Below are 25083 nucleotides of genomic sequence, written 5' to 3' on the forward strand. Positions count from 1 at the left end.
GCCCCTGTAGGGGGCAAAGATGTTGCCATATATCCGGTTACGGAAAAATCTATCAAGGAAATAAGGACAGCACAGATACTTCCCTCGCCGTCAGCCTGCACTGAGCATGCGACGATGCGCTTCGGCCATGGCCTGATGTGGGCCAGACTGACCGTTATTCATAAATTCATGGGCAACTGCAGCTCTTTCATGCTCATTCATTGCCGCTAATGACTTCGACGGCCCGGTAGGGGAAACGGTCTGACTTCCCATCATCCTCTGATGACTTTCCACCATTTTCTGGTGCGCATCCGCCGACCCGTTCGTCATGGTTTCATGAGCAATAATGGCCTGTTCATGCTGGTCCATACCGGCCATACGAGGTGCAGTCCCCTGGATCCCGACAGGAGCCGCAGCAGACTGCATCTGGTGAGCAGGTGCCTGTGCATTGTTGACCCGCTCATGGATATTCACGGTTTCAGTGGCCCAGGCCGAAGAAATTAAGCCAAAGCCCAGCAAGGATGCTAATACGATATTTTTCATGATAACTCTCCATTTCTTAATTAGTGATGTCCGGGGGAGTACAACCGGTGTTTTCAGTTCCATAACTGAAACAGGTTCGGAAGTGTTTATTTCTCCGGGAGGGGACTGGATATTCATTTCCTGGCGTCCACTGACGCCGGATATTGATAAAGCAATCCAGCCTTCCTGATAAGTTGCACTAATTATATCGAATGGCTTCTGTTTGCTGCATGACAGGCTAATGACATCTTTGTCATTTAAATCTTTATTCCCAGCACTGGGTGTCCGGAATCATTTTCTCCAGTCTGGGCACGGATAAGATAAAACGCGTTGAGTGTACGTCCGATTCCACCTGCACTCTTCCGTGATGTGCTTCCACGATTGACTTCACAATCGCAAGGCCGATGCCGCTGCCTTCTCCTTTTCGTTGTCTGGACGGATCCACCCGATAAAAACGGTCAAACAACCTTGATAAATGCTCTTCAGGGATTGGTTTCCCCGGATTTTCAATCACAAGGTCAAAAAAGCTCTCCTGCTCTCTTATTGAGACGGTGATTGCCTGTCCCTCCGGGGTATAACGCAGGGCATTGGATAACAGATTATTGATCGCCCTTCTGAACATTTGTGGATCTCCCTCAACCAGGCAGGGCATCCCGTTAAATTTGAGCGTGATATTGCGTTCTTCGGCCCAGGCTTCGAAAAACTCGAAGACTTTCATGACTTCCGCTCTGAGGTCAAACATGACCCTGTCAGGTATCAGCTGATTATTATCTGCCTGTGCCAGGAACAGCATATCGCTGACCATTTTGGTCATCCGGTTATACTCTTCAAGACTGGAATAGAGGACATCCTCAAGTTCCCTCTGTGTTCGATCCTGACTCAGTGCGATTTCAGTCTGCGTCACCAGATTGGTGATGGGCGTTCTGATCTCATGCGCGATATCGGCAGAGAAATTGGCCTGGCGGGTAAAGACATCCTCAATCTTTCCAATCATATGATTGAACGAGATAACCAGTTGCTCCAGCTCAATGGGAACGCGTGTCGGTTCCAGTCGCGCATCAAGATTCTCGGAGGTGATGTTTTTAATGGCATTGCTGACATTACGAAGGGGCAGGTGCCCCTGACGGACAGCGATTCGAATGATCAGAACAATCAACAGGCTTATCACGACGGCAATCGCAATCAGGTTCTTTTTCAGCGCATCGAGGTAATGGAGATGGAAATTAATGGATAGGCCAGTCAGCATGACATAGTTCTGCTGTTTGCCCTGAAATATCGCCTGACCAGAGGAGGCGATAATCCTGTATGTTTCCATCTTCATTTTGGACCCGGTATCCATCGGTCCCGCAGGATCCTCCACCGTCCAGAGAAAGACATCCCGTGCGCGGCTGTGCTCGCTAAAATCTGCTGAATTCACTGCCGGGCGTAGTGCCGCCCCCTGAGCTGAGCTAAAGAGCACTTCCCCCCTGGGATTGAGGAGCAAAAGGGCAACGTTGCGGTAGCTGGCAATTGATTCCTTTATTTTGCTTATTTTTTTATCATCCGGATCCACCGGGGACTGCAGTATACGGTTCAGTGTGGTGCTGATTTGTTGAAGATCGCTGACATCCTGCTCGGCAAAATGATTTTCAACAGAATGCAGCATAAACCAGGTGAATGCGATAAAAGCCAGTATCGTGGACAGGCTGATAAAAAAGGTCAGCCGCAGAGCGAGTGAGAAAGGGCGTCTGGAAGGTTTGCTATGCATCCGGGACCTCCAGCATGTAGCCCACGCCCCGGACTGTCTGGATCAGCTTTGTCTCGTAATCGTTGTCTATTTTAGCGCGGAGTCGCTTTACTGCGACATCGATCGCATTAGTGTCGCTGTCAAAATTCATGTCCCAGACCTGAGAGGCAATCAGGGAGCGGGGAAGAACCTCTCCCTGATGGCGAATGAAGAATTCCAGCAGGCTGAACTCTTTACTGGTGAGCACAATGCGGTTTCCGGCGCGACTGACTTTTCTGGATACGAGATCAATCGAGAGGTCAGCCACCTTAAACTGGCTTTCCGTGATCATCGTGTTTCCCCGCCTCAGAAGGGTTCTCACCCGGGCGAGCAGTTCGGCAAACGCAAAGGGTTTAACCAGATAATCGTCCGCACCCAGTTCCAGTCCTTTGACCCTATGTTCGATCGTGCCGAGGGCTGTCAGCAGTAAGACCGGCATACCCTTTCCGGCAGTGCGCAGCATGCGGATGATATCCCAGCCGTTCACATCAGGTAGCATGATATCCAGAATGACTAAATCATACTCGGCTGTCATGGCGAGATGATATCCGGTAAGACCATTATCAGCGTGATCCACTACGAACCCTGCCTCTGTAAGCCCTTTGCTGAGATATTCACCTGTTTTAATTTCGTCTTCGACGATCAATATTTTCATCTTGCTCCCCGGCTGGCTGCTAATGTCATTCTATTGCGCCCACGATCGTTATCAACGGATTACAGCAAAAATGACAACATTGTCATTATCCTGTCACCCGGCAAACAGAGAGCGTTAGGTAAAGTACCCCTATCAATACTCTGGACTTCATTTGAACCATTTACCAGGTCTGCCTGGACGAGAAGCGTTATGTTCAAATTAAAATTACTCAGCATTAGCACGATATTCATCCTGGCAGGCTGCGTGTCGCTTGCGCCTGAATATCAGCGGCCCGCAGCACCGGTACCCCAGCAGTTTTCACTGTCCCATAACAGCCTGACGCCAGCGGTAAATGGCTATCAGGATACGGGCTGGCGTAACTTTTTTGTCGATCCCCAGGTTACCCGGTTGATCGGTGAAGCTCTGACTAATAACCGTGATTTGAGAATGGCTGCCCTGAAGGTTGAAGAGGCCCGAGCCCAGTTCAACGTCACGGATGCAGATCGTTATCCCCAGCTGAATGCCTCATCCGGGATAACATACAGCGGTGGTCTGAAAGGTGACAAGCCGACCACACAGGAGTACGACGCGAGACTGGAGCTCAGCTATGAGCTCGATTTTTTCGGCAAACTTAAGAACATGAGTGATGCTGATCGCCAGAACTACTTTGCCAGCGAAGAAGCCCGTCGGGCCGTACACATCCTGCTGGTATCCAACGTTTCACAAAGCTATTTCAGCCAGCAACTGGCGTACGAACAACTTCGTATTGCGCGGGAAACGCTGAAAAATTATCAACAGTCCTATGCTTTCGTTGAGCAGCAGCTCGTGACCGGGAGTACGAACGTTCTGGCACTTGAACAGGCGCGAGGACAAATCGAAAGTACCCGCGCCGAAATAGCCAAACGAGAAGGCGATCTGGCTCAGGCAAACAATGCCCTGCAACTGGTGCTGGGAACGTACCGCGCACTTCCGTCAGAAAAAGGGATGAAAGGCGGGGAGATAGCCCCAGTAAAATTGCCACCAAATCTGTCTTCACAAATTTTGCTGCAGCGACCGGATATTATGGAAGCGGAATATCAGCTGAAAGCGGCTGATGCCAATATTGGCGCAGCGCGAGCGGCCTTTTTCCCCTCAATTACCCTGACCAGTGGTCTTTCCGCAAGCAGTACGGAGCTGTCCAGCCTGTTTACGTCAGGAAGTGGAATGTGGAATTTTATCCCTAAAATTGAAATTCCTATATTTAATGCTGGCAGGAATAAAGCCAATCTGAAGCTGGCTGAAATTCGCCAGCAACAGTCGGTGGTTAATTACGAACAAAAAATTCAGTCAGCCTTTAAGGATGTTTCCGACACGCTTGCGCTGCGCGACAGCCTTAGCCAGCAACTTGAGTCACAGCAGCGTTATCTTGATTCACTTCAGATAACTCTCCAGCGTGCCAGAGGATTGTATGCAAGTGGTGCTGTCAGTTACATCGAAGTGCTGGATGCAGAACGTTCCCTCTTCGCTACCCAGCAAACCATTCTCGATCTTACCTATTCCCGGCAGGTTAACGAAATTAATCTGTTTACCGCGCTGGGTGGCGGTTGGGTAGAGTAAATTTATTTAATTAATCAGGAAATTAAAATGCGTAATTCACTTAAAGCCGTTTTATTTGGTGCCTTCTCTGTCATGTTTTCTGCCGGTCTTCATGCTGAAACACATCAGCATGGCGATATGAATACTGCCAGTGATGCTTCGGTACAGCAAGTTATCAAGGGCACCGGTGTCGTTAAAGACATTGATATGAATACTAAGAAAATCACCATTTCGCATGAAGCAATTCCAGCGGTGGGCTGGCCTGCAATGACCATGCGCTTTACTTTTGTTAATGCAGACGATGCTATTAATGCCCTGAAAACAGGCAACCATGTCGATTTCTCGTTTATTCAGCAGGGCAATATCTCCTTACTCAAAAGCATTAACGTGACGCAGTCCTGATTGGCTGTCCGGAGCGATTACATCCTGTGCGCCTGTACATTCACATAGGTATATGTGTGAGTTAACCGTCAGGCGCATATGCCAGGTGTTTTGATTTTTTAGCGGAAAATTGTATGGCTTCTTTAAAGATAAAATATGCTGCAATAATTATCAGCAGCCTCATAGCAGGGGGGCTGATATCGGTTACTGCCTGGCAGTATGTAAACTCAGCACAAAAGACAGAAAAAACAGAACAAAAGGCACCGGAACGAAAGGTGCTTTTCTGGTATGACCCAATGAAACCGGATACCAAATTTGATAAACCCGGAAAATCGCCCTTTATGGATATGGACCTGGTGCCAAAATATGCTGATGACAGTGGCGATAAAAGCAGTGGCGGGATCCGTATCGACCCAACCCAGGTTCAGAATCTGGGATTAAAAACGCAAAAAGTCACGCGAGGAATGCTGAATTATTCTCAGACAATCCCGGCTAATGTCAGCTATAACGAGTATCAGTTTGTTATTGTGCAGGCGCGTTCTGACGGGTTTGTCGAAAAAGTCTACCCCATGACGATTGGCGATCATGTGAAGAAGGGGACGCCACTTATCGATATTACCATTCCGGACTGGGTGGAAGCACAGAGTGAATTCCTTCTGTTATCCAGCACCGGTGGTACTTCCACGCAAATTAAAGGCGTTCTGGAACGGCTTCGCCTGGCAGGTATGCCGGAAGAGGATATTCAGAGACTGCGTTCTACCCGGAGCATTCAGACCCGTTTTACCATTAAAGCACCTATTGATGGTGTCATTACTGCATTTGACCTGCGCACCGGCATGAATATTTCGAAAGATAAGGTGGTGGCTCAGATTCAGGGAATGGACCCGGTCTGGATCAGCGCTGCAGTGCCAGAATCTATCGCCTATCTGCTGAAAGATACGTCGCAGTTTGAAATTTCGGTACCGGCTTATCCGGATAAAACATTCCATGTCGAAAAATGGAATATTCTTCCCAGCGTGGATCAGACAACCCGTACGCTTCAGGTCCGTCTCCAGGTTTCTAATAAGGATGAGTTTCTCAAGCCGGGCATGAATGCCTATCTGAAACTGAATACCAGAAGCCAGGAGATGCTGCTGATACCAAGCCAGGCCGTTATCGATACCGGCAAAGAACAGCGCGTGATTACTGTTGATGATGAAGGCAAGTTTGTGCCGAAACAGATCCACGTTCTGCATGAGTCACAGCAACAGTCCGGCATCGGCTCCGGCCTGAATGAAGGCGATACCGTGGTGGTCAGTGGCCTGTTCCTCATTGACTCTGAAGCCAATATTACGGGCGCACTGGAACGTATGCGCCACCCTGAAAAAACAGAAAGCAGTATGCCAGCAATGTCTGACCAGCCTGTAAATATGCATTCAGGGCACTGAGGAGACGACGATGATTGAATGGATTATCCGGCGCTCTGTCGCCAACCGTTTCCTGGTCATGATGGGGGCCCTGTTTCTCAGCATCTGGGGCACATGGACGATTATTAACACGCCTGTCGATGCCTTGCCTGACCTGTCAGATGTGCAGGTCATTATCAAAACCAGCTATCCCGGCCAGGCCCCGCAGATTGTAGAAAACCAGGTCACCTATCCACTTACCACCACCATGCTGTCCGTGCCTGGCGCAAAAACCGTGCGTGGTTTTTCACAGTTCGGTGATTCGTATGTGTATGTCATTTTTGAAGACGGCACCGATCTGTACTGGGCCCGTTCCCGCGTGCTGGAGTACCTGAACCAGGTACAGGGAAAACTGCCCGCCGGTGTGAGTTCTGAAATCGGTCCGGACGCCACGGGGGTGGGCTGGATATTTGAATATGCCCTTGTCGATCGCAGCGGAAAACACGACCTTTCAGAACTGCGTTCTCTGCAGGACTGGTTCCTGAAATTTGAGCTGAAAACCATCCCGAACGTGGCTGAGGTCGCTTCGGTTGGCGGCGTGGTGAAACAGTACCAGATTCAGGTCAATCCGGTAAAATTGTCTCAGTATGGTATCAGCCTGCCCGAAGTGAAACAGGCCCTTGAATCGTCTAACCAGGAGGCCGGTGGCTCATCCGTTGAAATGGCCGAAGCTGAGTATATGGTCCGTGCCAGCGGTTATCTTCAGAGCATTGATGATTTTAATAACATCGTCCTGAAAACAGGCGAGAACGGCGTGCCGGTTTATCTGCGGGATGTTGCCCGCGTGCAGACCGGGCCTGAAATGCGGCGTGGTATTGCCGAGCTGAACGGCCAGGGCGAAGTCGCTGGCGGCGTGGTGATCCTGCGGTCGGGTAAAAATGCACGCGACGTTATCACGGCAGTGAGGGATAAACTTGAGACGCTGAAGGCCAGCCTGCCGGAAGGCGTTGAAATCGTGACCACCTACGATCGCAGCCAGCTCATCGACCGGGCGATTGATAACCTCAGTTCCAAACTTCTGGAAGAGTTTATCGTGGTGGCCATCGTCTGTGCCCTGTTCCTGTGGCACGTACGTTCTGCCCTGGTGGCGATTATCTCTCTGCCGCTTGGTCTGTGTATCGCCTTTATCGTCATGCACTTCCAGGGACTGAACGCCAATATCATGTCGCTGGGAGGGATAGCGATTGCCGTCGGTGCGATGGTGGATGCCGCCATTGTGATGATTGAGAATGCGCATAAGCGGCTTGAGGAGTGGGATCATCAGCATCCGGGTGAGCAGATTGACAACGCCACCCGCTGGAAGGTGATTACCGATGCCTCCGTTGAAGTGGGACCCGCACTGTTTATCAGCCTGCTGATCATCACCCTGTCCTTTATTCCTATCTTTACCCTGGAAGGTCAGGAAGGACGTCTGTTTGGCCCGCTGGCATTCACGAAAACGTACTCCATGGCGGGCGCGGCCGCGCTGGCCATCATCGTCATTCCGATTCTGATGGGATTCTGGATCCGGGGGAAAATTCCTGCAGAGACCAGTAACCCCCTGAACCGGGTACTGATCAAAGCGTATCATCCATTGCTGTTGCGGGTTCTCCACTGGCCAAAAACAACCCTGCTGGTTGCGGCCTTGTCCATTTTCACCGTTATCTGGCCGCTGAGCCAGGTGGGCGGTGAGTTTCTGCCGAAGATTAACGAGGGCGACCTGTTGTATATGCCGTCGACCCTGCCGGGTGTCTCTCCGGCTGAAGCTGCAGCGCTCCTGCAGACGACGGACAAGTTAATCAAAAGCGTTCCTGAAGTGGCCTCTGTATTTGGCAAGACCGGTAAAGCAGAGACCGCCACGGATTCCGCACCGCTCGAAATGGTTGAAACCACGATCCAGCTCAAACCTGAGGATCAGTGGCGTCCAGGCATGACGATTGACAAGATTATTGAAGAACTCGACAGGACCGTCCGTTTACCGGGGCTGGCAAACCTCTGGGTGCCGCCAATCCGTAACCGTATTGATATGCTCTCAACCGGGATCAAAAGCCCGATAGGTATCAAGGTGTCCGGAACGGTTCTGTCCGATATCGATGCAACGGCGCAGAGTATCGAAGCGGTCGCCAAAACCGTACCCGGCGTAGTGTCTGCTCTCGCAGAGCGACTGGAAGGCGGGCGCTACATTGATGTGGATATCAACCGGGAAAAAGCCTCCCGCTACGGAATGACGGTGGGCGATGTGCAGCTGTTCATCTCATCAGCCATCGGCGGCGCGACGGTAGGGGAAACGGTTGAAGGCGTGGCCCGGTACCCGATTAATATCCGCTATCCGCAGGATTACCGGAACAGCCCGCAGGCCCTGAAACAGATGCCGATCCTGACCCCGATGAAGCAGCAGATCACGCTGGGCGATGTTGCGGATATTAAGGTCGTTTCCGGGCCGACTATGCTGAAAACGGAAAATGCCCGTCCAGCCAGCTGGATTTACATTGACGCGCGCGGCAGGGATATGGTGTCGGTGGTTAATGACATTAAAACGGCGATCAGTCAGAAAGTGAAACTGAGACCGGGTACCAGCGTGTCATTCTCCGGACAGTTTGAACTGCTTGAGCATGCCAACAAGAAACTGAAGCTGATGGTGCCGATGACGGTGATGATCATCTTCATCCTGTTGTATCTGGCATTCCGCCGGGTTGATGAAGCCCTGCTGATCCTGATGAGCCTGCCGTTCGCCCTGGTTGGCGGGATATGGTTCCTGTACTGGCAGGGCTTCCATATGTCTGTCGCAACCGGAACGGGGTTTATCGCTCTGGCCGGGGTGGCAGCAGAGTTTGGCGTGGTCATGCTGATGTATCTGCGTCATGCCATTGAAGCGCACCCGGAATTGTCCCGTAAAGAGACGTTCACACCGGAAGGCCTTGATGAAGCCCTCTATCATGGTGCCGTACTGCGTGTCCGGCCGAAAGCCATGACCGTGGCGGTGATCATTGCGGGTCTGCTGCCAATACTCTGGGGAACCGGTGCAGGTTCAGAAGTCATGAGCCGTATCGCGGCACCCATGATTGGTGGGATGATCACGGCTCCGCTGCTGTCCCTGTTCATTATTCCTGCCGCCTACAAATTAATCTGGCTGCGCAGACATAAAAAAGCGTGTCCTGACCTGAAAGGGCACCCCCTGTGGGTGTCCTTCTTTACTGATTCACCCTGACGTCAGGGTTTAAATCGATAATATACAGAGGTGAGTATGAAAAAAGTGGTTCTGATGGCGCTGGCTCTCGGCCTTTCACTGCCCGCGATGGCGAGTGAAAAAGTGATTGATATGTACAAATCTGACAACTGTGGCTGTTGTTCCCTGTGGGGCAAGGCGATGGAAAAGACGGGTTTGAAGTACGAACTCACGTCATGAATGATCAGGCGCTGTCAGCCCTGAAAGAAAGCATGCTATTCCTGCAGGACTGCGAAGTTGTCATACCGCGGTTGCCGGTAATTTGATCATTGAAGGCCATGTGCCTGCGACAACGATACATAGGCAATGCAGTCTGGTTCAGGTATATACGGTCTCGCCACCCCCGGTATGCCAGCAGGAAGTCCTGGAATGGAGATGGGAGCCCGAAAAGAGGCTTACGATGTTATCGCATTCTCACCGGATGGAAGTAAAAAAGTCTTCCAGCGAATCGAATAGTCAGCGGAACGGCTGATAACGGGACGCCGGTAGCAGGCACTCCTGTGCCGGCGATATTCGTGGTAATCGCATCCATGACATACCCTGAAGACAGAAGATGCTTCGGTATGCATAAGGAGAGTTACTGTGAAAAATGACAATGCAGTGCAACACAACAACCAGACTGCTTCTGAGCAGACATTATCCCCGGACGAGGGCCACGTATTGCATAAGGTGAGAGATCCCGTGTGCGGGATGGCCATCCTGCCCGACAGGGCGCACAGCAGCATTCGATACCAGGACCATCACTTTATTTCTGCTCCGCCAGCTGTGAGAGTAAATTTAAAGCCCATCCCGATCGTTATCTTACCGAAGATGCCAGTGAACATTCCCATCACCATCACCACGATCATCATGAAGTCAGCCCTGATCAGATAAAACAGCCTCACCACCAGGCGGAAAAAGAGAATTCTGAAGGTGTGTGGACATGTCCGATGCACCCGGAGATACGCCGCAGTGGTCCCGGAAGCTGTCCTGTCTGTGGAATGGCACTGGAGCCGCTCGTAGCTACGGCATCCACGGGGCCGAGTGATGAACTTCACGACATGACAAGACGCTTCTGGCTGGGGTTGTTGCTGGCGTTTCCGGTTCTGGTACTCGAAATGGGATCTCATCTGTTTCCCGAGTTGAGGAATACAGTACCGCCACAGTACAACACATGGCTGCAGCTGCTTCTGGCCTCCCCTGTCGTGTTGTGGTGTGGCTGGCCATTCTTCGCCCGGGCCGGAATGTCGTTACGTAACCGCTCCCTGAATATGTTTACCCTTGTTGCAATGGGGACCGGCGTAGCCTGGGTTTACAGCGTCATTGCAACCGTCTTCCCCTCCTGGTTTCCTGCATCGTTCAGAAACATGGATGGCCTGGTGGCCGTTTATTTTGAAGCCGCAGCAGTTATTACGGTGCTTGTTCTGCTGGGACAGGTTCTTGAGCTGCGGGCACGGGAACAAACCTCAGGCGCCATTACTGCGCTTCTGAACCTTGCCCCAAAACCGCCAGACGGCTGGATCATGACGGTCATGAAACGGATATTAATGCGGAAGATGTCCTGCCTGGCGATAAGCTCCGCATCAGACCTGGAGAGAGTATTCCGGTCGACGGTATCGTGATCGAAGGCAAAACAACCGTTGATGAATCGATGGTGACCGGGGAATCTATGCCGGTTACCAAAACGGAGGGTGACCCTGTCATCGGGGGGACCATTAATCAGACAGGGAGTCTCATCATCCGTGCAGAGAAAGTCGGTGATGAAACAATGCTCTCACGAATTGTTCAGATGGTCGCTGATGCACAGCGTTCGCGTGCCCCCCATCCAGAGAATGGCTGACAGCGTTTCAGGCTGGTTTGTTCCTCTGGTGATACTTATCGCGGTTTGTTGCTTTCGTGATCTGGTCTGTCTGGGGGCCCGAGCCCAGGATGGCGCACGGTCTCATTGCGGCTGTGTCGGTCCTGATTATTGCCTGTCCCTGCGCGCTGGGGCTGGCCACGCCGATGTCGATAATGGTGGGGTGGGCAAAGGAGCCCAGGCCGGGGGTGTTAATCAGGAATGCCGAAGCCCTTGAGCGTCTTGAAAAAGTGGACACGCTGGTTGTCGACAAAACAGGCACGCTCACGGAAGGTTCGCCTACGGTGACAGGGATTATCAGTCTCAATCCGGGTGGGGAAACATCTCTTTTGCGTGTAACAGCCGCAGTGGAAAAAGGCTCGCAGCATCCGCTGGGTATGGCAGTAGTTAAAGCAGCACAGGAAAAGGGGATCGCAATACCCGCAGTCACTCATTTCGATGCACCGTCGGGTAAAGGTGTCTCAGGCGATGTCGAAGGTCAACGGGTTGTTATTGGTAATGAACTGGCTATGCAGGAAAACAGTATAGTTATTGATAATCAAAAGGCCGTTGCGGATACGTTGCGGATGGAAGGCGCTACCGTTATCTATGTGGCCACAGACGGGGACCTTGCAGGCCTGATAGCTATCTCGGATCCCGTGAAAACAACCACGCCGGATGCGCTTAAAGCTTTGCGTCAGGCGGGGATCCGCATCGTTATGCTCACCGGGGATAACCAGCTTACTGCTGAAGCAGTCGCACGGAAACTGGGAATAGATGAGGTTGAAGCCGGAATTCTGCCGGATGGCAAAAAAGCAGTGATAACCCGACTGAAAGAGTCTGGCCATGTGGTTGCGATGGCCGGAGACGGTGTGAATGATGCCCCGGCGCTGGCAGCGGCTGACGTGGGTATAGCCATGGGAACGGGTACAGATGTGGCAATTGAAAGTGCCGGAGTCACCCTTCTCAAAGGCGACTTGATGATACTGAACAGGGCCCGTCATCTGTCAGAGATCACCATGAAAAATATCCGTCAGAATCTGTTTTTTGCATTTATCTACAACGCACTTGGCGTGCCTGTGGCTGCAGGTCTGCTTTATCCTGTGTATGGAATACTGCTGTCGCCAGTTATTGCGGCGGCGGCCATGGCTCTTTCCTCCGTCAGCGTCATTGTGAATGCGTTGCGTCTGAAAAGTGTCAGGCTCGGGAAATAACACTGAGTGAAGGGTCAGTTACGAACAGAAGGAGTCCAGTATGAAAGTACCACCTATGCGCTTATTGCTGTCGCCGCGATCGCGGCATTTGCCCTCCTGCGCGAACACTGGTCACATGTGGCAGGTTACTGGCCATATCTGTTATTGCTGGTCTGCCCGCTAATGCATCTTTTCCACGGCCACGGAGGGCATGGAGATCATCAACATCACGGAAGTGAAAACGATAAAAAAAATTAATCCGGCAGACGGGGCCGCGTCGCGGTCCCGTTATCAGTCCAGGTATCGTTCGTAGTCTCTGGCATGCGCAAAGGCATGCTGTTCGAGTTTGTTATCAGCGGGTGCCGCTGCCCGGAACGCCAGAGAGTTAACAGGGTTGTTATTGATGACCAGCTCGTAATGCAGATGAGGACCGGATGAACGTCCGCTGTTACCGGATAACGCAATAGCACCTCCCCGTGTAACCCTGGCCCTTTAGTAACGAGTATTTTATTGAGGTGGAGATAGCGAGTTTTAACACCGGCTTTTCCCGTTACTTCAACAAAATATCCCATGGTACTGTTGTATTCGGCCCGGGTGATTTTTCCGTCGATGACGCTGACTATTTTCGTGTTCATGGGCATGGAATAATCAATGCCATTATGGGGACTCACTTTTCCCGATACCGGGTTAAGTCTTGCAGGATTGAAAGGCGAACTGAGTCTTGCTGTGGCCGGTAACGGATAATCGAGACTGCCTTTCCCGGAAGTATCGGAAAGGTTATAGAACTTTTTATCTGATATACGATACGCCGTGTAATTAAATGAACCGGACGTAAATTTATAGGCCACGACACGTGATTTTCCCGCTTTCTTTTGCAGTACGAGTTTTAATGATTCATTTTTTTTCAAATGCCGCAGATTAAACCGGGAAGGCAAGGAGCGCTGAAGAGTAGCGATCTCGTTCGATTCCAGCCCCGAGCGGGTGGCTGAAAGGTAGGCATTTTCTTTTACGACATCGGTAGAATACATTTACTGGAATTCGCCGTTAGCATGAACACTGCGGCGTATGCTAGGGGTTTTCAGGAGGCGTGTCATCTGTCAGTTAATCGGGAGCACCGTTGATGGTCGTCATTTTTGTAACATATCTTGTTTCCCGTTTGCTCCTGAAGCTCTGGGAACTGTATGACCAGCCCGACGGTGATGATTAACGGGACTGAAACAGGTTACGGCAGAGCAATATGGGGCTCATGTCCTGCTACGTAACCCGTCAGTAAAGCCCTGCTGCGCACCTGACGCTAAGCACTAACCCGCCTGCAGTTACCTGGTCGAATACAGCCCGCGAAGCTTTCTTGCCTGCGTCTGATGTGCTTCCGCACCGGCATTATTGACCTGCTCATGCACGAGAGCGGCTTTTTCTCCGGCATTCAGTTCGTTAAAAGAAGAAGACGAGGTCTTTGAATTTGCATCACTGCCGGACAGCATTTTTTTATGTTCCTCAATCATTTTCTGATGCGCATAGGACGCGCTGTTGTTCATAAATGAATGAGCAACAATGGCCCTTTCATGTTCATTCATTTCAGAGAATGAGGGCGTGTTGTTTTTATTAACCCTGTCCGGTAAGTTTTCATGCGTCGAGGAATTCACATGACTGACGGCTGAGGCATTATTAACAAATCGATGTGCTTCATGGGCAATATCACTGGACTGAGCAAAAGCTGCCCCACAAAATAAAGCTGTAAACGCAGTGGTCGTGATTAATATATTCATGTGTAATTACCTTCTGAGGTACATAAAAGATGTCCTTATGATCATATATAAAAATAATCAACCTGTGGGGAAGATGACGTAAATGTAATACAGCTATGTACATTACACGATTGTAATGAATTTGTTTCTTAAGGTGTGCTAGATTCATTTCATTGTAAGTGGATGAACCAGTAATTTAATTTAAATCGGTTCTCGAATTCTGTCAGTAACCATACTTTAAATAAGGGAATGCGCATGCTGTTGAAAACGTCTCGACGAACTTTCCTGAAGGGGTTAACCCTCTCTGGCGTAGCCGGAAGTCTTGGCGTATGGAGTTTCAATGCGCGTTCCAGTCTGAGCCTGCCAGTTGCCGCATCCCTGCAGGGTACTCAGTTTGACCTGACCATTGGTGAAACGGCCGTCAATATCACGGGCAGTGAGCGTCAGGCCAAAACAATCAATGGAGGCCTGCCGGGGCCCGTTCTTCGCTGGAAAGAAGGTGACACCATTACCCTGAAGGTCAAAAACCGTCTTAATGAACAGACGTCCATTCACTGGCACGGCATTATTCTTCCGGCCAATATGGATGGTGTTCCGGGGCTGAGTTTTATGGGCATAGAGCCTGATGATACCTACGTTTACACCTTTAAGGTTAAGCAGAACGGGACTTACTGGTACCACAGCCATTCCGGTCTGCAGGAACAGGAGGGGGTATACGGTGCCATTATCATCGATGCCGGGGAGCCAGAACCGTTTACTTACGATCGTGAGCATGTGGTCATGTTGTCTGACTGGACCGATGAAAATCCTCACAGCCTGCTGAAAAAATTAAAAAAACAGTCGGATTACTACAATTTCAATAAACCAACCGTTGGCTCTTTTTTCCGCGACGTGAATACCAGGGGGCTGTCAGCCACCATTGCCGATCGGAAAATGTGGGCTGAAATGAAAATGAATCCGACTGACCTCGCGGATGTCAGTGGCTACACCTACACCTATCTCATGAACGGGCAGGCCCCGCTGAAAAACTGGACCGGACTGTTCCGTCCCGGTGAAAAGATACGCTTACGGTTTATCAACGGCTCGGCAATGACCTATTTCGATATCCGTATCCCCGGGCTGAAAATGACGGTCGTGGCTGCAGATGGCCAGTATGTAAACCCGGTTACCGTTGACGAATTCAGGATTGCCGTTGCCGAAACCTATGATGTCATTGTGGAGCCTCAGGGTGAGGCCTATACCATCTTCGCACAATCCATGGACAGGACCGGTTACGCTCGAGGGACACTGGCCACGAGAGAGGGGTTAAGTGCTGCCGTTCCCCCCCTCGATCCCCGTCCTCTGTTGACCATGGAAGATATGGGTATGGGGGGAATGGGACATGATATGGCAGGAATGGACCACAGCCAGATGGGAGGCATGGATAACAGCGGAGAGATGATGTCTATGGACGGTGCTGGCCTTCCGGATAGCGGGACATCCTCCGCGCCCATGGATCACAGCAGCATGGCCGGTATGGATCATTCCCGGATGGCCGGAATGCCGGGTATGCAAAGTCATCCTGCGTCAGAAACGGATAACCCACTGGTTGATATGCAGGCGATGAGCGTCTCTCCGAAATTAAATGATCCGGGTATTGGTCTTCGAAATAACGGAAGAAAGGTTCTCACGTACGCGGATTTGAAAAGCCGCTTTGAGGATCCTGACGGACGTGAACCTGGCCGTACCATAGAACTGCATTTAACCGGCCACATGGAAAAGTTTGCCTGGTCATTTAACGGAATCAAGTTTTCAGATGCCGCACCGGTGCTGCTGAAATACGGTGAGCGGCTCAGGATCACGCTGATCAACGATACCATGATGACTCACCCCATTCACCTGCATGGTATGTGGAGCGATCTGGAAGATGAAAACGGTAATTTCATGGTTCGTAAACACACAATAGATGTTCCCCCTGGTACAAAACGCAGTTACAGAGTGACAGCAGATGCGCTTGGCCGCTGGGCGTATCACTGCCATTTGCTCTATCACATGGAAATGGGAATGTTTCGTGAAGTCCGGGTGGAGGAATGATGCGAATGAAGAGAAATTTGAAGGCCATACCTGTTCTGGTCGCCGGTTTGTTTACCTCACAGCTTTCTATTGCGGCGGGCTCCGTCTCTGCAGATCCCCACGCCGGGCACGACATGTCTGCCATGCAGATGCCAGCAGATGAGAATTTCACTGAGATGACGTCAATGGAGCCCATTGTAACTGAGAGCAGAACGCCAATTCCGCCTGTTACCGATGCCGACCGGAAGGCTGCATTCGGCAATTTACAGGGGCATGCGATTCACGACAGTGCGATTAATTATCTGGTTCTGCTGGATCAACTGGAATGGCAACGGTCGGATAACACCAACAATTTCAGCTGGAGTGTTAACAGCTGGATTGGAGGCGACACAGATCGGATTTGGCTAAAGAGTGAAGGTGAACGAAGCAATGGGGAAACGGAGGCGGCTGAAGCGCAGTTACTCTGGGGACATGCGGTTGGCCCATGGTGGGATTTGGTTGCGGGTGTCAGGCAGGATTTCAGACCTGCTTCTGCCCGGACCTGGGCTGCTGTCGGTTTTCAGGGGCTGGCACTCTATAATTTTGAGTCTGAAATTACGGGTTTTGTCAGTAATGGCGGAAAAGCAGCCCTTCGTCTGGGAGGAGAATACGACGTTTTACTGACTAACCGGCTCATACTCCAGCCATCCTATGAGGTGAATTTCTACAGTCAGGATGATGAATCGCGGGGTCGCGGCAGGGGACTGACTGACACAGAGCTGGGGCTCCGGCTGCGCTATGAAATACGCCGTGAGTTTGCACCCTATATAGGCGTTTCCTGGAATCAACTTTACGGGAAAACATCCGATATGGCGAAAAGAGAAGGTGAGAAAGACCATCAGGTAGTATTCCTGGCGGGAGCCAGAATCTGGTTTTAACGCACTGATATAAAACACTCAACTAAACAGGTAAATAAAATGTCGATTTTAAATAAAGCCATTCTTACAGGTGGCCTCGTTATGGGCGTTGCTTTCTCTGCTATGGCCCATCCGGAATTAAAAAGCTCTGTGCCACAGGCTGATTCAGCCGTAGCGGCCCCGGAAAAGATTCAGCTTAATTTCTCGGAAAATCTGACCGTGAAATTCTCAGGTGCAAAATTAACGATGACGGGTATGAAAGGCATGTCATCACATTCTCCGATGCCGGTCGCGGCAAAAGTGGCGCCAGGCGCTGACCCTAAATCGATGGTCATTATTCCGCGAGAGCCTTTACCCGCTGGCACTTATCGTGTTGACTGGCGCGCGGTTTCTTCAGATACGCACCCTATTACCGGTAATTACACCTTTACAGTGAAGTAATATTATGAACGACCTGATTATGATTGTTATTCGTTTTCTTCTTTATCTGGATTTGATGGTAATATTTGGATTGCCATTTTTTCAGATATATGGAATAAGCGGTGTCAGACATGAAACCTATAACCTGACTAATTTCAGGTCGTTTATAACTTTTGCTGTTGTTACAGGCATCATTCTTACTGGCATTAATATGCTCCTGGTATCTAATGCCATGAGTGGAGTAACTGACCTCAGAGAATTATCCATCCATGTTATCGAGATGGTGATAGAAGAAACTGATGTGGGTATTAGCTGGATTGTCAGGCTCTGTGCCCTGTTTACCACACTCGGTGCTTTGTTCCTTTACACTAATAAGAGAGTATTGTCCTGCCTGCTGATGACGATGAGTGGGGGCGTGGCGCTGGCTACACTTGCCTGGGGAGGACACGCCGTTATGCATGACGGTCTGCATTACTATCTCCATTTACTGAGCGATCTGACCCATCTCGGCGCTGCAGGTGCCTGGACAGGTGCTCTGGTTGCATTTGCTATCCTGCTGATGCGCAGAAACGAGCATAATGCACAGAGCGTCATTGTGATATCTGACTCCCTGGCAAAATTTGCCACGGCAGGAACGGTGATTGTTGTAGCCCTGATCCTGAGTGCGCTGGTCAACTATCTGTATATTGCTGAGGGTAACTTAACTCCCTTATTCAACAGTTCCTGGGGGAGGATATTGCTTGCCAAGACGGCTCTGTTTGTTCTGATGCTTCTTCTGGCTGCAGCAAACCGGTTTCACCTGGGTCCCCGGCTTGAAGTTATGGTCAGGGAAGGGAATTATGATCGCAGCGTTGCCCTGATGCGAAACAGCATCCTGACAGAATTCGTTGTTGCGATTATCATTCTGGGCGCCGTAGCGTGGCTCGGAATGCTTGCTCCGTCTCAGGTCAGCTAGGGGACAGCCAAAGCTCATGCGTGAGATTTTTACTTTCATATCAGCGAGTTGACCATGCAGCGTATTTTAATCGTTGAAGACGAACAAAAAACAGGTCGTTACCTGCAGCAGGGACTGGTTGAGGAAGGCTATCAGGCCGATCTCTTTAATAATGGCCGCGATGGTCTCGGGGCCGCGTCGAAGGGACAGTATGATTTGATAATACTGGACGTGATGCTGCCTTTCCTCGACGGGTGGCAAATCATCAGCGCACTGAGGGAGTCCGGGCACGAAGAACCGGTCCTGTTTTTAACCGCAAAGGACAACGTGCGGGACAAAGTGAAAGGACTGGAGCTTGGCGCAGATGACTACCTGATTAAGCCCTTTGATTTTACGGAGCTGGTTGCACGTGTAAGAACCCTACTGCGCCGGGCACGCTCGCAGGCCGCAACAGTCTGCACCATCGCCGATATGACCGTTGATATGGTGCGCCGGACCGTGATCCGTTCGGGGAAGAAGATCCATCTCACCGGTAAAGAATACGTTCTGCTTGAGTTGCTGCTGCAACGCACCGGAGAAGTGTTACCCAGGAGTCTTATCTCGTCCCTGGTCTGGAACATGAATTTTGACAGTGATACGAATGTGATTGATGTCGCCGTGAGACGTCTGAGAAGTAAAATTGATGATGACTTTGAGCCAAAACTGATCCATACCGTTCGCGGTGCCGGATATGTCCTGGAGATCAGAGAAGAGTGAGGTTCAAAATTTCCCTGACCACACGCCTGAGCCTGATTTTTTCTGCGGTGATGCTTACGGTATGGTGGTTATCAAGTTTTATCCTGATTAGCACCCTTAATGGCTATTTCGATAATCAGGACCGCGATTTTCTGACAGGTAAACTTCAGCTCACCGAAGAGTTTCTTAAAACAGAGACGTTCAGGAACAAAACGGATATTAAGTCATTATCAGAAAAAATAAACGATGCGATGGTGGGGCACAATGGCTTATTCATTTCTATAAAAAACATGGAAAATGAAAAAATTGTTGAACTCTATGCCAAAAATTCTGTTGTTCCAGCGGTCCTGCTTAATAAGTCGGGTGATATTCTCGACTATATGATCCAGACGGAAGAAAATAACACCGTGTACCGCAGTATCTCGCGGCGGGTTGCCGTGACGCCGGAACAGGGTAAAAGCAAACATGTCATCATTACGGTTGCCACGGATACTGGGTATCACACCCTGTTTATGGACAAACTCAGTACCTGGCTGTTCTGGTTCAATATCGGTCTGGTCTTTATTTCTGTTTTTCTGGGCTGGCTGACCACACGTATTGGTCTGAAACCGCTACGGGAAATGACCAGTCTGGCTTCCTCCATGACCGTACACAGCCTGGATCAGCGTCTAAATCCCGATCTGGCTCCGCCGGAAATCTCTGAGACCATGCAGGAGTTCAATAATATGTTTGATCGCCTGGAGGGGGCATTCCGGAAACTGTCAGATTTCTCGTCTGACATCGCGCATGAGCTGCGCACACCAGTCAGTAATCTGATGATGCAGACGCAGTTTGCACTGGCTAAGGAAAGGGATGTTTCGCATTACCGCGAAATTTTATTCGCTAACCTGGAAGAACTGAAAAGGTTGTCACGAATGACCAGTGACATGCTTTTTCTGGCACGTTCAGAGCATGGTCTGCTGCGGCTGGATAAACATGATGTGGATCTGGCAGCCGAACTGAATGAATTACGTGAGTTGTTCGAGCCCCTGGCAGACGAAACAGGAAAGACAATCACGGTTGAAGGAGAGGGCGTTGTTGCCGGAGACAGCGATATGCTCCGACGTGCTTTCAGTAACCTGCTTTCCAATGCAATCAAGTATTCTCCCGATAACACCTGTACAGCGATACACCTTGAGCGTGACAGTGACTGTGTGAACGTGATGATTACGAATACGATGTCCGGCCAGGTTCCCGCTAATCTGGAACGTTTGTTTGACCGGTTCTATCGCGCAGACTCATCAAGGTTCTACAACACGGAAGGCGCGGGGCTGGGATTATCAATTACAAGGTCGATCATTCATGCTCACGGCGGCGAGCTGTCAGCAGAACAGCAGGGGCGTGAAATTGTGTTCAAAGTGCGCCTGTTAATGGATTAATCCCGTTGTTCAGGAGAAACCTGGAAGGTGACAAAATTGTCATCATTCAGTCACGCGATAAACAGAGGCGGTTTTTTATAATTATTCATAAATCAGGAGCAGCGTGATAACACAATCACCTGGTTCCTGGAGTGATGATTAACCCGCCCTGAGATCAACTGCTTTCTCTGTTATAAGCCATTGATTGTTTGGGTATGTAAACACCGGAGACCCAACCATGAAAAAGATTCTCGTATCATTTGTTGCCATTATGGCTGCCGCTTCATCTGCCATGGCTGCAGAGACAATGAACATGCATGACCAGGTAAATAATGCACAGGCACCTGCCCACCAGATGCAGTCATCTGCTGAAAAAAGTGCAATTCAGGGAGACAGCATGACAATGATGGATATGAGCAGTCACGATCAGGCCGCAATGTCCCATGACATGATGCAAAACAGCAATTCTGCTGCCCACCAGGACATGGCTGAAATGCATAAAAAAATGATGAAAGCTAAACCCGGAGCTACCAACGAAACAGCAAAGTCATTTTCTGAAATGAGCGAGCATGAGAAGGCCGCAGCTGTACATGAGAAGGCGAATAATGGTCAGTCTTCCGTTGTTCACCAGCAGCAGGCTGATAAGCATCGCAGTCAGATCACCCAGAATTAACCCGCAGCTCCACTTGTTAGACCCTCATTTGACGCCGAAGTCACTGGCTTACGCTCCCGTCCGGGAGCGTTTTTTTTCCCATATATCAAACTTTAACTCTGAAGAGGTGGAAGTATCTGACCAACACTGTCACGTAACGCCAGATAACTACAAAAACACCTTTTTCCTCCTGTAAATTGCAGTTCCTGCAAGAACATCAAGGTATAATGTTGGAACAGCGTGTGATACACACTTAGCATCATGTTTTGTATGTGTTTTTTTAAAACTTTACAACTTTAAAGTCTTTTTCAGGTTAAAGGATACAACTTTAATGTCTCTACACACCCCTTTACAACCTTTGCGTAGCTCCATTCTGTTGCAGCGCGCAGGTTTCGGGCGAAGAAGTACTCCTCAAGCAATTCTTCCCATGTCGTATAATGGTTTTTGTCAGACATACAGCATTTCCTTTTTCTAAATCAAGCTGCCCTTAAGGGCCCTCATGGACTGCCCCTCCTTCACAGGAAAGACAGAAGCCCGCTGTCTTCAGGGGAAGACGCTCCTCTGAAAAGGTGTGTAGTCTTGACAAGATATCCACTTACAGGTTTAAACGTGCCTTCTTTGCCAGGAGAGTGGTACAGTTTCGCTTTAATAAAACGCTCTCCCCGGCGCACCTTGTGAATATGCAGCTTCTCAAATTCCATTTGTATGGTATCCCTGCTTAGCTCTGCTCCGCTTTCTCTGATGTAAAGATAAAATATGTCCGGAACCCTGAGAAAGATGAACCCTGCAACTGCATGCGCCCTCGAATCAGGCTGATTAATATCAATTCGCTTGCTCTTAAGTCCTTCAGAAAGCCACCTGAGAAATTCAGTGCCAGTCTGTTTTTTTATCACTGTTTTTTGTGCGTCAATGTTAATGCTGTGTAAAGGGATGTTATCCTCTACAGCGTGTTCAGGGAAAGAGTCTTCTGCTACTGTCTGATTTATCTCAGGCTTATCAGCATCTGGAAGTAGTTCATTAAGGGGGGAAAATTCTGCCTCATTTTCTGTTCTCGTACTGATTGAAGACTCTTCATCACATGCTTCAGTCCCGGTCATATCAGGCTCTTCAATGGCACTGAAAATGCTTAGCAGCATCTCTGTATCAGCCTTCTCTGTTTCGTTTGGATCACATTCCCTCCTCTCGCCTGCCTTTTCATTGCTGACGAGATTGCTGCCATCAGCCATCGGCACCGGTGCAATAGAAGATGCGAGTTGAATTCCCTGCAAATCTGCAGCTTCTGGCGATGTAGTTTTCAGTGTTGTTTCTACTGACGGTTCTAATTCAATCTCTTGATCAGACGGCGTTTGCGGAACTGAAAGAGCCGGCTCTATGAGGGTGTTAACTTTCTCATTTGCCCCGGATACCTCCAGCGAAGGCGATTCCACCTTTTCGGCAGCCTGCTTCATTAAGCTTCTGATAAGTGGCATCGCCGGATGCTGATTCCATAGGGAACCGGCAAGATTGCCCAGAGCTTCGGGATTTTCTGCCAGCCAGCCTGTCGCTTCCGCTGGCATAAGTTGTCCGGCTGCCAGCGCTGCAAAAGCTGAAGAGTTGTCAGCTTCCCGGAAGCGAAATCGATAAGATGAGTCCGGAACGGTTATTCCCGGAAGCCAGCTTTTACCGTCAAGCAGCTCACCCTCCAGAGACGCCAGGAGCGGCAAATGCCAGAACAGTGCAGACCAGAAAATGACCGCATTCCACATCACGTTTTGCTCTGCCTGCTCTTCTGGCGCAGCTCCGGGTGGAAACATGTATCCTTTGGCCAGTCTGACCGCACAGGTTGTGAACTGCAGCGTAAGGTCCCCGAAGCCGTCTGACTGCGACCACCTTCCCTGCTGTGTTGCCGGCACATTCTGTACCCTGGCCAGTAAGCTATGCAGTGGCGTTATATAAAACCGGTGATAAACATCCGCCGGAAGTGAGCTGTTTTCCCATATTTGTTGCAGGCAGGTTTTTCTTAACGGACTACGGCACAGCGTATCGACCGTACGCGGAGTGTGGTAGCCGGCAGGTGTGACAACGGATACATGATGTACTGGTTCCGGTTCACCTTTTGAAAACAGAAACCTCAGGGTCCTGATTCTGTCGCGCATGATTTTCTCCTGGTATAGGGCTGCCCAGTGTTGTGACACTCCCCGCGCTTCACCATAAAAAACCAGTTACTCACTCTCAGAAGTTTTTCCCGTTTCTTCGTGCCTGTCGGCGCTCTCTCCATTTCCGGACGGTACGGTTTCGTGCGTCGTCTCGCGGTTTTTCCCGCCTTCATCGCTCAGCCAGCGCATCAGTTCGTTAAGCACAAGCGTTCTTCTGGCCCGGGTGACAGCCACGTACAGCAGGTTAGTCTCATCCTGCCGCTCATCCTGCGAAAGAAGCGGGTCGGTAATGTCAGTAAAATCCTCACTCAGCATTACCACCGGCCATTCGAGCCCCTTGCTGCGGTGTGCGGTTGAAACCGTGACCTGAGCCTCTTTTTCATGAGTGACTACCTGACGGCGCATAATGGCCAGCTTTTGAGGGAGCGGGAAAAAGTCATCGAGCAGGCGAATAGCCTGGTTCATCTCCACGTCCTGCGTGGCTTTGGCTATCGAGCAGTACTCGTCAAAATCCCGGTAGTCCCGGCTCAGGCGCGGGGACTGCATCTTTTCAGGCATATCGGCGGAGAACCAGTACAGGTCTTCCAGCTCCTCCGTTTTATAGCCTTCAATCCCTCCGACCCAGAAGACTTTTTTCTCCATGAGGCTTGCCGTCAAGGCGCTGCCGATCACGCCGGACACCGTCCGGCTCAGTACAGCTACGTGTTCAGCCTCATCCGGGATGTTGCTGACGACGGCGTCCTGCCCCCCGTTCCCCGTCACCCGCTTTTCTTCTCCGGCACGCTCCAGCAGGATATTGGCCATACGCGCGACCTCAGGGCCGAAACGAAAACTCGCCGTCAGCCATAACCGGTCCGCCTGCGCCAGCTGAGGGGCGCTGAGTGCATTATCTGCCCCGCGAAACCGGTAAATCTGCTGGTAACGGTCGCCGACCAGAATGACCCGGCAGGGCTGATTCAGCACAAACGCACTGGTCACCGGGTTGGCATCCTGCGCCTCATCAAACAGGATGGTGTCCCAGCGTTTAGACAGGTCAGGCTGAGAAAGCTGGAACAGTTTGAGGTACGTATCGTGCGTAACGGGGAAGGTAGAATCGGTCCGGCTCATTTCATACCAGAGAACCTGAATCGCCCCCAGAATCTTACCTGCATCAAGACCGTGGCGATCATCCTCTGCCGGCAGATGTACCAGTCCAGGCTCGGGGTCGGCGCTGCAGAGGAACATGTTCAGCCCGCTGAGCGCCAGCCTTGCCAGCGGCCAGTGGCGGGTGTTGAGTTTGCGGGCCACATCCGTAATGCGCAGACTGCCTGTCAGCCGGTCACTGAAATGTTTACCGAAGCGGACCCACGCCAGCTGATGGGACGTTTTACACTCTACGTTATAGGGGAACTTGCGCTCAGCTTCATCCCGCACCGCGCGGTTATAGGCGAGGTAAAGCATTTTGCTTTCCGGGTTGGATTCAGCGTAGCTGACTAACGTGGTGGTTTTTCCTGTGCCGGCAAATGCGTTTACCACTAGATGAGTGCCCTTCCACTCGATGATGGCGTTTTGCTCGGCTGTGTTTTTCCAGGTCATGGCGTTCTCCGACAGCTGCGTATGAAG

Annotated in this window: 18 protein-coding genes and 3 pseudogenes; 14 read left to right on the forward strand and 7 right to left on the reverse strand. The window is 50.6% G+C overall.

The features are described from left to right. Nucleotides 1-90: 90 nt before the first annotated feature. The 3 genes from silE to silR all read right to left on the reverse strand — a co-directional run bounded on the left by silE (nucleotide 91) and on the right by silR (nucleotide 2921). Nucleotides 91-522, reverse strand: coding sequence for a silver-binding protein SilE (gene silE / locus AM329_RS15425; RefSeq protein ID WP_000790485.1), 432 nt, complete (start codon nucleotides 520-522; stop codon nucleotides 91-93). Nucleotides 523-766: 244 nt separating this feature from the next. After that, nucleotides 767-2248, reverse strand: coding sequence for a copper/silver sensor histidine kinase SilS (gene silS, locus AM329_RS15430; protein WP_001377740.1), 1482 nt, complete (start codon nucleotides 2246-2248; stop codon nucleotides 767-769). Further along, nucleotides 2241-2921, reverse strand: a complete 681-nt coding sequence (gene silR, locus AM329_RS15435) for a copper/silver response regulator transcription factor SilR (RefSeq protein WP_000697968.1) — start codon at nucleotides 2919-2921, stop codon at nucleotides 2241-2243. The genes silS and silR overlap by 8 nt, the downstream gene beginning before the upstream one ends. A gap of 189 nt (nucleotides 2922-3110) precedes the next feature. Between silR and silC the strand changes: the two genes are divergently transcribed. The 7 genes and pseudogenes from silC (at nucleotide 3111) to AM329_RS15480 (ending at nucleotide 12773) form a co-directional block, all read left to right on the forward strand. After that, on the forward strand, nucleotides 3111-4496 hold the full coding sequence (gene silC / locus AM329_RS15445) for a Cu(+)/Ag(+) efflux RND transporter outer membrane channel SilC (RefSeq protein WP_000475506.1): 1386 nt from the start codon (nucleotides 3111-3113) through the stop codon (nucleotides 4494-4496). Between the two features lie 27 nt (nucleotides 4497-4523). Then, complete coding sequence (gene cusF / locus AM329_RS15450) at nucleotides 4524-4877, forward strand: cation efflux system protein CusF (RefSeq protein WP_001246155.1); 354 nt, start codon at nucleotides 4524-4526, stop codon at nucleotides 4875-4877. A gap of 113 nt (nucleotides 4878-4990) precedes the next feature. Beyond that, entirely contained in the window at nucleotides 4991-6283 is a 1293-nt protein-coding gene (gene silB / locus AM329_RS15455) for a Cu(+)/Ag(+) efflux RND transporter periplasmic adaptor subunit SilB (RefSeq protein ID WP_000157620.1), read from the forward strand. 10 nt (nucleotides 6284-6293) lie between these two features. Further along, nucleotides 6294-9488: a Cu(+)/Ag(+) efflux RND transporter permease subunit SilA gene (silA, locus tag AM329_RS15460; protein ID WP_075155265.1), complete on the forward strand. Its 3195-nt coding sequence runs from the start codon at nucleotides 6294-6296 to the stop codon at nucleotides 9486-9488. 36 nt (nucleotides 9489-9524) lie between these two features. Then, a pseudogene (locus AM329_RS15465) lies at nucleotides 9525-9962 on the forward strand (DUF411 domain-containing protein). Between the two features lie 126 nt (nucleotides 9963-10088). Continuing rightward, nucleotides 10089-12536 (forward strand): annotated as a pseudogene (gene silP / locus AM329_RS26260) (Ag(+)-translocating P-type ATPase SilP). Between the two features lie 6 nt (nucleotides 12537-12542). Beyond that, nucleotides 12543-12773, forward strand: a complete 231-nt coding sequence (locus AM329_RS15480; RefSeq protein ID WP_075155266.1) for a DUF2933 domain-containing protein — start codon at nucleotides 12543-12545, stop codon at nucleotides 12771-12773. A gap of 33 nt (nucleotides 12774-12806) precedes the next feature. On the opposite strand, the pseudogene AM329_RS15485 reads toward AM329_RS15480, so the two are convergent. Together AM329_RS15485 and AM329_RS15490 are read right to left on the reverse strand one after the other, a co-directional pair. Further along, nucleotides 12807-13543 (reverse strand): annotated as a pseudogene (locus AM329_RS15485) (peptidoglycan DD-metalloendopeptidase family protein). Nucleotides 13544-13831: 288 nt separating this feature from the next. Next, complete coding sequence (locus tag AM329_RS15490) at nucleotides 13832-14281, reverse strand: copper resistance protein (RefSeq protein WP_001023257.1); 450 nt, start codon at nucleotides 14279-14281, stop codon at nucleotides 13832-13834. A 234-nt stretch (nucleotides 14282-14515) separates the two neighbouring features. Between AM329_RS15490 and pcoA the strand changes: the two genes are divergently transcribed. The 7 genes from pcoA (at nucleotide 14516) to pcoE (ending at nucleotide 21367) form a co-directional block, all read left to right on the forward strand. Beyond that, a complete protein-coding gene (pcoA, locus tag AM329_RS15495; protein ID WP_001378117.1) occupies nucleotides 14516-16333 on the forward strand; it encodes a multicopper oxidase PcoA in 1818 nt (605 codons plus the stop codon). A gap of 5 nt (nucleotides 16334-16338) precedes the next feature. Next, nucleotides 16339-17229 carry a copper resistance outer membrane transporter PcoB gene (pcoB, locus tag AM329_RS15500; protein ID WP_001378118.1) on the forward strand — a complete coding sequence of 297 codons (891 nt, stop codon included), beginning with the start codon at nucleotides 16339-16341 and terminating at the stop codon, nucleotides 17227-17229. A 39-nt stretch (nucleotides 17230-17268) separates the two neighbouring features. Further along, nucleotides 17269-17649, forward strand: a complete 381-nt coding sequence (gene pcoC, locus AM329_RS15505; RefSeq protein ID WP_000025662.1) for a copper resistance system metallochaperone PcoC — start codon at nucleotides 17269-17271, stop codon at nucleotides 17647-17649. A 55-nt stretch (nucleotides 17650-17704) separates the two neighbouring features. Further along, entirely contained in the window at nucleotides 17705-18583 is an 879-nt protein-coding gene (gene pcoD / locus AM329_RS15510) for a copper resistance inner membrane protein PcoD (RefSeq protein WP_229692861.1), read from the forward strand. 54 nt (nucleotides 18584-18637) lie between these two features. Beyond that, nucleotides 18638-19318, forward strand: coding sequence for a copper response regulator transcription factor PcoR (gene pcoR, locus AM329_RS15515; RefSeq protein WP_001188930.1), 681 nt, complete (start codon nucleotides 18638-18640; stop codon nucleotides 19316-19318). Beyond that, complete coding sequence (pcoS, locus tag AM329_RS15520) at nucleotides 19315-20715, forward strand: copper resistance membrane spanning protein PcoS (protein ID WP_001211180.1); 1401 nt, start codon at nucleotides 19315-19317, stop codon at nucleotides 20713-20715. The genes pcoR and pcoS overlap by 4 nt, the downstream gene beginning before the upstream one ends. A gap of 217 nt (nucleotides 20716-20932) precedes the next feature. Beyond that, nucleotides 20933-21367, forward strand: coding sequence for a copper resistance system metallochaperone PcoE (pcoE, locus tag AM329_RS15525; RefSeq protein WP_000723069.1), 435 nt, complete (start codon nucleotides 20933-20935; stop codon nucleotides 21365-21367). Between the two features lie 494 nt (nucleotides 21368-21861). On the opposite strand, the gene AM329_RS15535 is transcribed toward pcoE, so the two are convergent. Both AM329_RS15535 and AM329_RS15540 read right to left on the reverse strand, forming a co-directional pair. Next, nucleotides 21862-23481 carry a conjugal transfer nickase/helicase domain-containing protein gene (locus tag AM329_RS15535; RefSeq protein WP_032608336.1) on the reverse strand — a complete coding sequence of 540 codons (1620 nt, stop codon included), beginning with the start codon at nucleotides 23479-23481 and terminating at the stop codon, nucleotides 21862-21864. Nucleotides 23482-23547: 66 nt separating this feature from the next. Continuing rightward, the gene (locus AM329_RS15540) at nucleotides 23548-25056 is read right to left on the reverse strand and encodes a UvrD-helicase domain-containing protein (RefSeq protein WP_032608335.1); all 1509 of its coding nucleotides are present in this window, start codon (nucleotides 25054-25056) and stop codon (nucleotides 23548-23550) included. Nucleotides 25057-25083 lie beyond the last annotated feature (27 nt).

It is taken from the genome of Enterobacter cloacae complex sp. AR_0002 (genome assembly GCF_001922365.1).
GTDB classification, from domain to species: domain Bacteria; phylum Pseudomonadota; class Gammaproteobacteria; order Enterobacterales; family Enterobacteriaceae; genus Enterobacter; species Enterobacter hormaechei_C.